The sequence below is a fragment of the Glycomyces dulcitolivorans genome (assembly GCF_003265355.1).
In the GTDB taxonomy this organism is placed as follows: Bacteria; Actinomycetota; Actinomycetes; order Mycobacteriales; family Micromonosporaceae; genus Glycomyces; species Glycomyces dulcitolivorans.
In genome coordinates, this window is record NZ_QFRW01000053.1 from 3136 (window position 1) to 13277 (window position 10142).

General features: G+C 69.9%; 6 protein-coding genes. 4 read left to right on the forward strand and 2 right to left on the reverse strand.

Annotation, left to right across the window (positions count from 1 at the left end):
• Positions 1-1825, reverse strand: a 1825-nt coding sequence (typA, locus tag DI269_RS03270; RefSeq protein WP_112133705.1) for a translational GTPase TypA, incomplete at its 3' end; no start/stop codon positions are given.
• Positions 1826-2012: 187 nt separating this feature from the next.
• Here typA and gsmA point away from each other — a divergent pair.
• The 4 genes from gsmA to DI269_RS03290 all read left to right on the forward strand — a co-directional run bounded on the left by gsmA (position 2013) and on the right by DI269_RS03290 (position 7469).
• On the forward strand, positions 2013-3074 hold the full coding sequence (gene gsmA / locus DI269_RS03275; RefSeq protein WP_198667103.1) for a sporangiospore maturation cell wall hydrolase GsmA: 1062 nt from the start codon (positions 2013-2015) through the stop codon (positions 3072-3074).
• Positions 3075-3329: 255 nt separating this feature from the next.
• Complete coding sequence (uvrA, locus tag DI269_RS03280; RefSeq protein WP_112133706.1) at positions 3330-6230, forward strand: excinuclease ABC subunit UvrA; 2901 nt, start codon at positions 3330-3332, stop codon at positions 6228-6230.
• 151 nt (positions 6231-6381) lie between these two features.
• Positions 6382-6906, forward strand: coding sequence for an A24 family peptidase (locus DI269_RS03285; RefSeq protein WP_157974736.1), 525 nt, complete (start codon positions 6382-6384; stop codon positions 6904-6906).
• 194 nt (positions 6907-7100) lie between these two features.
• The gene (locus DI269_RS03290) at positions 7101-7469 is read left to right on the forward strand and encodes a hypothetical protein (RefSeq protein WP_112133703.1); all 369 of its coding nucleotides are present in this window, start codon (positions 7101-7103) and stop codon (positions 7467-7469) included.
• A gap of 119 nt (positions 7470-7588) precedes the next feature.
• On the opposite strand, the gene DI269_RS03295 is transcribed toward DI269_RS03290, so the two are convergent.
• Positions 7589-10141, reverse strand: coding sequence for a glycoside hydrolase family 9 protein (locus DI269_RS03295; RefSeq protein ID WP_112133704.1), 2553 nt, complete (start codon positions 10139-10141; stop codon positions 7589-7591).
• Position 10142: the final 1 nt, after the last annotated feature.

The following is a 10142-nucleotide window of genomic DNA, read 5'->3' on the forward strand; positions in this document are numbered from 1 at the left end:
GGTCCAGGACGACCTTGCGGATGCGCACCGTCTCCGGGGTCACCTCGACGCACTCGTCGTCGCGGCAGAACTCCAGCGACTGCTCCAGCGACAGCAGGCGCGGCGGCACCACGTTCTCGGTGGAGTCGGCCGCGGCCGCGCGCATGTTGGTGAGCTTCTTCTCCTTGGTGATGTTGACGTCCATGTCGTCGGTGCGCGAGTTCTCGCCGACGATCATGCCCTCGTACACCTCGGTGGTCGGGCCGCAGAACAGGACGCCGCGCTCCTGGAGGTTGATCATCGCGAACGCGGTGACCGCCCCGGCCCGGTCGGCCACGAGCGAGCCGTTGTTGCGGGTCTTCAGCTCGCCGAACCACGGCTCGTGCTTCTCGTAGATCGAGTGCGCGATGCCGGTGCCGCGGGTCTGCGTCAGGAAGTCGGTGCGGAACCCGATGAGGCCGCGCGAGGGGACCAGCCACTCCATGCGGACCCAGCCCGAACCGTGGTTCGTCATGGTCTCCATGCGGCCCTTGCGGGTCGCCATGAGCTGGGTGATCGCGCCCAGGTGCTCCTCGGGGGAGTCGATGGTCATGCGCTCGACCGGCTCGTGGGTCTTGCCGTCGATCTGCTTCGTGACCACCTCGGGCTTGCCGACGGTGAGCTCGAAGCCCTCGCGGCGCATCTGCTCGACCAGGATCGCCAGGGCCAGCTCGCCGCGGCCCTGCACCTCCCAGGCGTCCGGACGCGCGGTCGGCAGGACCCGGAGCGAGACGTTGCCGACCAGTTCGCGGTCGAGGCGGTCCTTCACCTGGCGGGCGGTGACCTTGTGGCCCTTGCCGCCCTTGCCGACCAGCGGCGAGGTGTTGGTGCCGATGGTCATCGAGATCGCCGGCTCGTCGACGGTGATGAGCGGCAGCGCGACCGGGTTCTCCGGGTCGGCGAGGGTCTCGCCGATCATGATGTCGGGGATGCCCGCGATCGCGCAGATGTCGCCCGGGCCGGCCTTCTCGGCGGGCTTGCGGGTGAGCGCCTCGGTCATCATGAGCTCGGTGATGCGGACGTTCTGCTGGGAGCCGTCGCGCTTGATCCACGTGACGGTCTGGCCCTTGCGCAGCTCGCCCTCCTCCACGCGGCACAGCGCGATGCGGCCGAGGAAGTTGTCGGCGTCGAGGTTGGTGACGTGGGCCTGGAGCGGCGCCTCGGGGTCGTACTCGGGCGCGGGCACGTGCTCGATGATGGTGTCGAAGAACGGCTTGAGGCTGTCGGAGTCCTCGGGGACCGTGCCGTCCTTCGGCTTGGTCAGGGACGCGACCCCGTCGCGGGCGCAGGCGTAGACGATCGGGAACTCGATCTGGTCCTCGTCGGCGTCCAGGTCCAGGAACAGGTCGTACGTCTCGTTGACGACCTCGTCGATGCGGGCGTCCGGGCGGTCGGTCTTGTTGATGCACAGGATGACCGGCAGGCGCGCGGTCAGGGCCTTGCGCAGCACGAAGCGGGTCTGGGGCAGCGGGCCCTCGGAGGCGTCGACGAGCAGGACCACCGCGTCGACCATCGACAGGCCGCGCTCGACCTCGCCGCCGAAGTCGGCGTGGCCGGGCGTGTCGATGATGTTGATGACCATCTCGGAGCCGTCGACCGGGTTGGCGTAGTGGACCGCGGTGTTCTTCGCGAGGATCGTGATGCCCTTCTCGCGTTCCAGGTCACCCGAGTCCATGACGCGGTCGTCGACCGCGGCACCCTCACGGAAGGCGCCCGCCTGCTTGAGCATGGCGTCGACGAGCGTGGTCTTGCCGTGGTCGACGTGGGCGACGATGGCGATGTTGCGCAGATCAGAGCGTGTAGACACGACGACCATTGTCACCTAGTGGGCCGGTCCACCTGGCGTCAACCCAGGTGATCGCGGCCACGCGTCACTTCCAGGCGCCTCCAGGCGTCGAGAGTCTCGCTCACATTGTTGCTTTCCATGACAGATCGTCCGTGATTTCATACACTGCTGTGTTATGGGCGTATTCCATATATCCATCCGATTCGTTATGGTTCTCGCGCTCGCCGCCGGAGCGATCCTCGTCGGCGCGCTCCCCTCCTATGCCAAGATCACCGGCGCGATCGTCTCCACGACCTCCGGCCCGGTCAACGTGCGGTCCGGCCCGGCCACCGACCAGAAGGCCGTCGGCACCCTGGAGAAGGGCGCCAACCCGGAGGTCTTCTGCAAATCCCGCGGCGAACTCGTCGCCGGACACGTGCGCACCTCACCCACCTGGCTGCGCATCGGCAAGGACCGCTGGGTCTCCAACGCCTACATCAGCTGGTCGCCCTCGCAGGACGTCCCCTGGTGCTCGGCCGCGACCGAGGCGCCGACGAACTCGACCGTCACCACCGGCGGCGGCGAGCTCAACGTCCGCGCCGCCGCCTCCTCCACCGCCGGACGCCAGGGCGGCCTCGCCAACGGCTCCGGCGTCCTCGTCCAGTGCCAGGTCTGGGGCCAGCAGGTCGACGGCACCGCCGGCAAGTCCGGCGTCTGGTACAAGGTCGGCGACAAGCGCTACGTCAGCGCCGCCTACATCAAATGGAGCGCCGGCCTGCCCTGGCTCGGCTGGTGCGGCCAGGACCCGCCGTCCGTCCCGCGCGGCGGCAACCAGGGCTTCATCTCGGCCCACGCCGCCGCCGCCCAGGCCAGCGACCGCGACACCGGCGTCCCCGCCTCCGTCACGCTCGCCCAGGCCATCCTGGAGACCGGCTGGGGCAAGGGCGCGCTGGCCCGCGAGGACCACAACCTGTTCGGCATGAAGTGCTTCGGCTCGCCCGGCGACCACGCCCTCGGCTGCCGCGACTACGCCACGTTCGAGTGCAGCCCGACGGGCGGGTGCTTCGACATGGACGCCACGTTCCGGGCCTACGCCTCGGTCGAGGACTCGTTCCAGGACCACGGCGACCTGCTGTCGAACTGGTCGCGGTACGCCACGGCCATGGACCACGCCGACGACCCGCAGCGCTTCGCCCGCGAGGTGCACAAGGCCGGGTACGCCACCGACCCGAAGTACGCGGACAAGCTCATCGGGATCATGGACGACTACGACCTGTACCGGTTCGACTGAGAAGGCGGCGGAGGCGGGCCCGGGGGCGGACTCCGGGCCCGTTTCTCGTCCCGGTGAAGGATGAGTGAAAGCTCACAGCGAGGGCGATATCCGCAGCTCCCGGCGAGGTAACCTCGACAGGCGGCCCGCCGCAGGCGCGACTCAGGCGCCCTTTCGAACAGCGGGCCTCCCAGAACTGTCGGACCCGAACGTTAGATTCCCAACGTGGCCAACGAGCACTCATCGACCGATCCGAAACCGCACTCATCAGGCACCATCGTCGTCCGCGGCGCGCGCGAGCACAACCTCAAGGACGTCGACCTCGACCTCCCCCGCGACTCGCTGATCGTCTTCACCGGCCTCTCCGGCTCGGGGAAGTCCTCCCTCGCGTTCGACACGATCTTCGCGGAGGGCCAGCGCCGCTACGTCGAATCGCTCTCGGCCTACGCCCGCCAGTTCCTCGGCCAGATGGACAAGCCCGACGTCGACTTCATCGAGGGCCTCTCGCCGGCCGTCTCGATCGACCAGAAGTCGACCTCGCGCAACCCGCGCTCGACCGTCGGCACCATCACCGAGATCTACGACTACATGCGGCTCCTGTACGCCCGCGTCGGCGTCCCGCACTGTCCGCAGTGCGGCGAGGAGATCGGCCGCCAGTCCCCGCAGCAGATCACCGACCAGATCATGGCGCTGCCCGAGGGCACCCGCTTCCAGGTCCTCGCCCCCGTGGTGCGCAAGCGCAAGGGCGAGTTCGTCGAGCTGTTCGGCGACCTCCAGCAGCAGGGCTACGCCCGCGCCCGCGTCGACGGCGAGGTGTACGCCCTCACCGACGTGCCCAAGCTCAAGAAGCAGGAGAAGCACGACATCGAGGTCGTCATCGACCGCCTCGTCGTCAAGCCCTCCTCCATCCAGCGCGTCACTGACTCGGTCGAGTCGGCGCTGGGCCTCGCCGACGGCGTCGTCGAACTCGACTTCGTCGATGTCGCCGAGGGCGACCCGGCCCGCACCCGCCGCTTCTCCGAGAAGCTCGCGTGCCCTAACGACCACCCGCTCCAGCTCGACGAGCTGGAGCCGCGCACGTTCTCGTTCAACGCGCCGTTCGGCGCGTGCCCCGTCTGCCACGGCCTCGGCATGCGCAAGGAGGTCGACCCGGAACTGGTCATCCGCGACCAGGAGGCCACCATCCGGGGCGGCGCGCTCGCGCCGTGGTCCTCGGTCGGCATGGGCGACTACTTCCTGTACCAGATCGAGGCGCTCGGCGAGGCCGTCGGCTTCGACGTCGACACCAAGTGGGCCGACCTGCCCAGCGGCGCCCAGAAGGCCGTCCTCTACGGGTTCGACGAGACCCTCCAGGTCGCCTACCGCAACAAGCGCGGGCAGCGCCGCTCCTACGAGACCCGCTTCGAAGGCGTCGTCCCGTGGGTCGAGCGGCGCCACACCGAGACCGACTCCGAGTGGACCCGCGAGAAGTACGAGCAGTTCATGCGGGAGATCCCGTGCTCGACCTGCGAGGGCACCCGGCTCAAGCCCGAGGTCCTGGCGGTCACCGTCGAGGGCCTGTCGATCCACGAGGTCTGCACCCTCTCGATCAGCGAGTGCTCCACGTTCTTCAACGCGCTCAAGCTCTCCGACCGCGACACGATGATCGCCGCCCCGATCGTCAAGGAGGTCACGGCCCGCCTCCGGTTCCTGCTCGACGTCGGCCTCGACTACCTCACCCTCGCGCGCGCCGCCGGGTCCCTCTCGGGCGGCGAGGCCCAGCGCATCCGCCTCGCCACGCAGATCGGCGCGGGCCTCGTGGGCGTCCTGTACGTCCTCGACGAGCCCTCGATCGGCCTGCACCAGCGCGACAACAACCGGCTCATCGCCACCCTGGAGCGCCTGCGCGACCTGGGGAACACGCTCATCGTCGTCGAGCACGACGAGGACACCATCCGCGTCGCCGACCACATCGTCGACATCGGCCCCGGCGCCGGCGAGCACGGCGGCCACGTCATCTACTCCGGTCCCGTCGCCGGGCTCACCGACGCCGAGGGCTCCATCACCGGCGACTACGTCTCGGGCCGGCGCCACATCCCGGTCCCCGAGCAGCGCCGCAAGCCCGACCCGAGCCGCGAGCTCGTCGTCAAGGGCGCCCGCGAGAACAACCTCAAGGGCATCGACGTGGCGTTCCCGATGGGCTGCATGGTCTCCGTGACCGGCGTGTCCGGCTCCGGCAAGTCCACGCTCGTCAACGAGATCCTCTACAACACGCTCGCCGCGGAGATCAACGGCGCCAAGCTGGTCGCGGGCAAGCACCGCACCATCACCGGCATCGACGGGGTCGACAAGGTCGTCGGCGTCGACCAGTCCCCGATCGGGCGCACCCCGCGCTCGAACCCGGCGACCTACACGGGCGTGTTCGACAAGGTCCGCAAGCTGTTCGCGGGCACCCCGGAGGCGAAGGTCCGCGGCTGGGGTCCGGGCCGGTTCTCCTTCAACGTCAAGGGCGGCCGCTGCGAGGCGTGCGGCGGCGACGGCACGCTGAAGATCGAGATGAACTTCCTGCCGGACGTCTATGTCCCGTGCGAGGAGTGCGGCGGGGCCCGGTACAACAGGGACACGCTCAAGGTCCACTACCGCGGCAAGACCATCTCGGATGTGCTCGACATGCCCATCGAGGAGGGCGCGGAGTTCTTCGAGCCGATCCAGACGATCCACCGGCACCTCAAGACGCTGGTCGACGTCGGCCTCGGCTACGTGCGCCTCGGCCAGCCGGCCCCGACCCTGTCGGGCGGCGAGGCCCAGCGCGTGAAGCTCGCTTCGGAGCTCCAGAAGCGCTCGACGGGGAAGACGGTGTACATCCTCGACGAGCCGACCACGGGCCTGCACTTCGAGGACGTGCGCAAGCTCTTGGGCGTGCTCGACGGCCTGGTCGAGAAGGGCAACACGGTCATCACCATCGAGCACAACCTCGAAGTCATCAAGTCCTCGGACTGGGTCATCGACCTCGGCCCCGAGGGCGGCGACAAGGGCGGCTCCCTCGTCGCGACCGGCACCCCGGAGGAGATCGCCGCCATCGCCGCGAGCCACACCGGCGAATACCTCCGCCCGCTGCTGGGCTTGGAAGGCAAGGGCAACGGCACTGGAGCGGCTGCGAAGCGGGCACGCTCGGGCAACGGCCGCACCAGGAAGTAGCAATAGCGAAAGCAAGCGGCGCGGCCCTCCCGGGGCCGCGCCGCTGCCGTGTTCTGCGCCTGGGGAATGCGAGCATCGGGCGATGGTCTTGTTCGTGGGGGCGGCTGCTGCCGCGACGCTACTGGTGCCTGGGATTCGGCGGGCGGTCGCCGTGGCCACCTCTCGGCGGCCCTCTCCTTGGCTCGTCGCAGCCGTGGCGGTGGGCGCGGCGCTGCTCATCGTCTGGCGCGCTACCGGGTTGCTGCACGGCCTCGCCCTCGCTCTGGTGGCCGCCTCCGGGATCGTCGCCGGGTGGGTCGATGCCTACGAACGACGACTGCCTGATGTGCTCATCCTGCCGCTGTACCCGATCGTCGGGGCCCTCGTCGTCGCCTCCGGTGACTCCGACCGGATGATTCGTTCAGTAGTTCTGGCGGCCGCTGCGTTCATCCTTTTCGGACTCGGTTGCGCCGCTGGGCAGATGGGGTTCGGGGACGTCAAGCTCGCCGGGCTGCTCGCGCTCGTGCTCGCCTGGGGCGACTGGCGGACCGCCGTTTTCGCGCTCGTCGCGACCGTCGTCGTCGGCGGGGGACAAGCCGCCATAGTAATCCTCATGGGCCACAAGGACTTCCCGTACGGCCCCGCGATCCTCGGCGGAGCGGCCGCCGCGCTGGCGTTCGGGCCGTTCGCGGCTTAGCCGAGCGGTGCTCGGATCGGCTTGGCATGCGAACTGGCGGTGGACGTTGTCACCCGACGGGTGACGGGATTCGCGAATCTCCGTTGCGGTCGTATTTGAGCGGTTATGTTCATGGCCGACCTGACACGTATAGGTCGCAAGGAGACACCGAGCACTGAGAGGTGACAGTGATTCGTTTTATCGCCAAGGCCGCTGTGGCAGCCGCCGCCGCGGGCGTCATGGCCGCGGGCATGGCCGCGCCGGCCATCGCCGCCGAGACCGCCCCTGTCGTCCAAGAGGGCTACGAGTACGACCCGCAGGACTTCGGCGGGATCAACTTCCTGTCGAACCTGTGCGTCGGCAACTGGAGCGGCGATGTCATCAGCCTGCTCAACGTCGGCAAGAGCGACGTCACCGACCTGTGCAACGGGTGGGACCAGAACCCGAAGGGCGTCAACGTCGCCTCGAACATCTGCGCGCTCAACTGGGACTGGAGCAACGCCGCCAGCCTCGGTCTGCTCGGTACCTCCGACGTCGACAAGGTCTGCAACTGGGCCAAGCACCAGAAGCCGGCCAACGAATAGCCGCGACTTAGGCGCCCGCCACCCAGGGCGCGGGTACATGAGGGGCGGCCGCCAGCCGATTGGCGGCCGCCCCTTCGCCGTCCCCGGGCTCACCCTCCCGGTCCACGGCGGCGGTGAGACTATCCGGTCGTGCAGCCCACGAAGGAGGGTGCGACCGCCGGCCGCCCGTCCTTGGCCCCGATGAACCCGAACGTGAACGTGCGGCCCGGCTTGAGCGCCTTGCCTCCCGCCACGTCGGTGGCCGTCACGACCTGGCCCTCCTGGTCGAGGCTCACGCTCCACGAGTGGACGATCGACTGGCCGGTCGGCAGCGTCCACTTGAGGGCGATGTGGTTCAGCGGCACGCTCCCGGTGTTGGTCACCAGGATCTGCGCGTTGAACCCGCTGGGCCACTGGCCGTTGATGCGGTACTCGACCTCGCAGGACGGCACGGTCTGGACGCCGCCGGTCTGGTCGGCCGCGAAGTTCGCGACCTGCGCCAGCGAGGCGTTCCAGTTGACGGTGAGCTCGTTCGTCGCCCACGACCCGATGTCGTCGATGTAGCAGCGCTGCGGCGCGCAGTCGGTGAGCCAGCGCTGCGCGACCGGGTCCCAGGTGCCGGCGATCGAGTTCGGCCCGCCCGAGAGCGTCCCGGCGGGCGGGTTCGGCAGGTTCGGGTCGAGCTGGTGGGAGTACCAGCGGCTGTGCTGGTTCTGCGAGAAGTGCGAGCCGTACCCGGTCACGTAGGAGTTCCCGAGGGCGTTGCGGCCCAGGATGTAGTCGAGGCCGGAGAAGACGCCGTCGCGGTACTGCGACTCGCCCGTCAGGTCGAACGCGGTCGCGACGACTACGAGCCGGTTGAGCACCGCGGAGTTCGAGCCCCAGTCGAAGGTCCCGTTCGCGCCGTACCCGAGGTCCCACGGGCTCGCGTCCTGCTCGGACAGGTAGAGGTCCGCGCCGGCCACGACCTGGGCGACGACCTCGTCGCGGCCGGGGAGTGCGTTCGGCACCAGGGCCAGGTCGAGCTTGGCGAGCTGGGCGACCTCGCCCCACCAGAAGCCGGTGCCGCTGAAGACGTCGGCGTCGTGGAGCTTGGAGTCGAGCACGAAGTCCTCGTACGCCTTCTCGCCGGTGGTCAGGAACAGCTCCGCCGCGGCCCAGTAGAACTCGTCCTCGACCTTGGAGTCCCCGTAGGGGCCGCCGCCGGCGGGGCTGGTGTCGGGCGCGTAGAGGTCCGGGTGCGCGAGGGCCGCGGCCCACGCGGTCTCGGCCGCTTCGAGGGCCTGCGCGGCGAACTCGGCGTCGTAGGGCGCGAACAGGCGCGAGGCCTGCGCGGCCGCGGCGGCCAGGTTCAGGGTCGCCGCCGTCGAGGGCGGCTGGAGGTAGCGCGCCTGCGGGTCGTCGGCGGGCATGAGCGGCAGGCCGGTCCAGAACTCGTCGTGGATCTTGTGGTGCGCCATCCCCGCGAGCTCTTCACCGGCCGGGACCTGCATCGACATGAGGAACTCGACCTCCCAGCGGGCCTCGTCGAGGACGTCGGGGACGCCGTCGCCGTGCTCGGGGATGCGCATGGACCCGTCCGCGAGGCGGGCGGTGTCGCCGGTCGGGGCGTGGAGGGCCCGCTCGTAGACCGACAGGAGCTGGGCGGCGGAGATGCCGCCGTTGACGACGTACTTGCCGTGGTCGCCGGCGTCGTACCAGCCGCCGGTCACGTCCAGCGCGTAGTCGCAGGCGTTCGCGTAGCAGGTCACGGCCCCGTCGCCCTGGTTCGGGGCTTCGTCGACGTGTCCGGCCTCGCGGCCGTACCCGGGTGCGATCGCGTCGTCGATGGCGACGCCGGAGCGCTGCGGGTAGTAGAACGAGATCGCGTCGACCGCGAGGTCGCTGTAGGCGTCGCCGCCGATCGCGAACGGGTAGGACGTCTCGCCGTCGGCGGTGATCGTGAAGCCCTCGCCGGAGGCGGTCACGCCCGAGAAGTCGATGACGTGGACCGACTCGCCCGAGGTGGACTCCGCGCCGTGCGGGGCGGTGTTCCCCGAGGCCACGAGGGCGCCGGCGGCGTCGTGCAGCTGCCACGGGACGGCGGCGGCCGCATCGGTCACGAGGGTGGCGCGCTTGGGCCCGTCCTCGAAGTACGCGACCTGGTTGACCCGTACGCGCGGGCCCGTGTCCGGTTCGTACACGGGCGGTTCGGCACCGGTGAGCAACTTGACCTCCGATAGGCAGAACTGCCACGGCTCGGCGTGGCGGCCGATCTGGAACGCGAGCTGGCCGTCGGTCCAGTCCGCGCCGGCGGTGAAGGTGTAGCTGAAGTCCTGGGGCTCGGCCGTGAGCGTCGGGAACTGCTCCACCGCGGTAGGCCAGGGGTCGACGGGGCGCTGGACGAGGGCCCGGACGCTCACGTCCTCCGAGGCGCGCGCCGTGAACTGGAGTTCGTACGACTCGCCGGACACGATCGGCAGGCCGTCCTGGCCGACGATGGCGTCCCAGGCGTTGGCGGTCCCGCCGGGGACGTCGAGGCACCATTCGCCGTCGGCGACGGCGCCGGTCAGGTTCGCGGTGCTCCACCACCCGGAGGTCCCATTGGCGAAGTCGCCGTTGGTGAGCAGGTCGGTGGGCTCGTCCTGGGCCTGCGCCGCGGGCGCGGCCGCGGCCGCGGCGGCGCCCAGGGCGAAGGCGGTCGCGGCGGCCAGT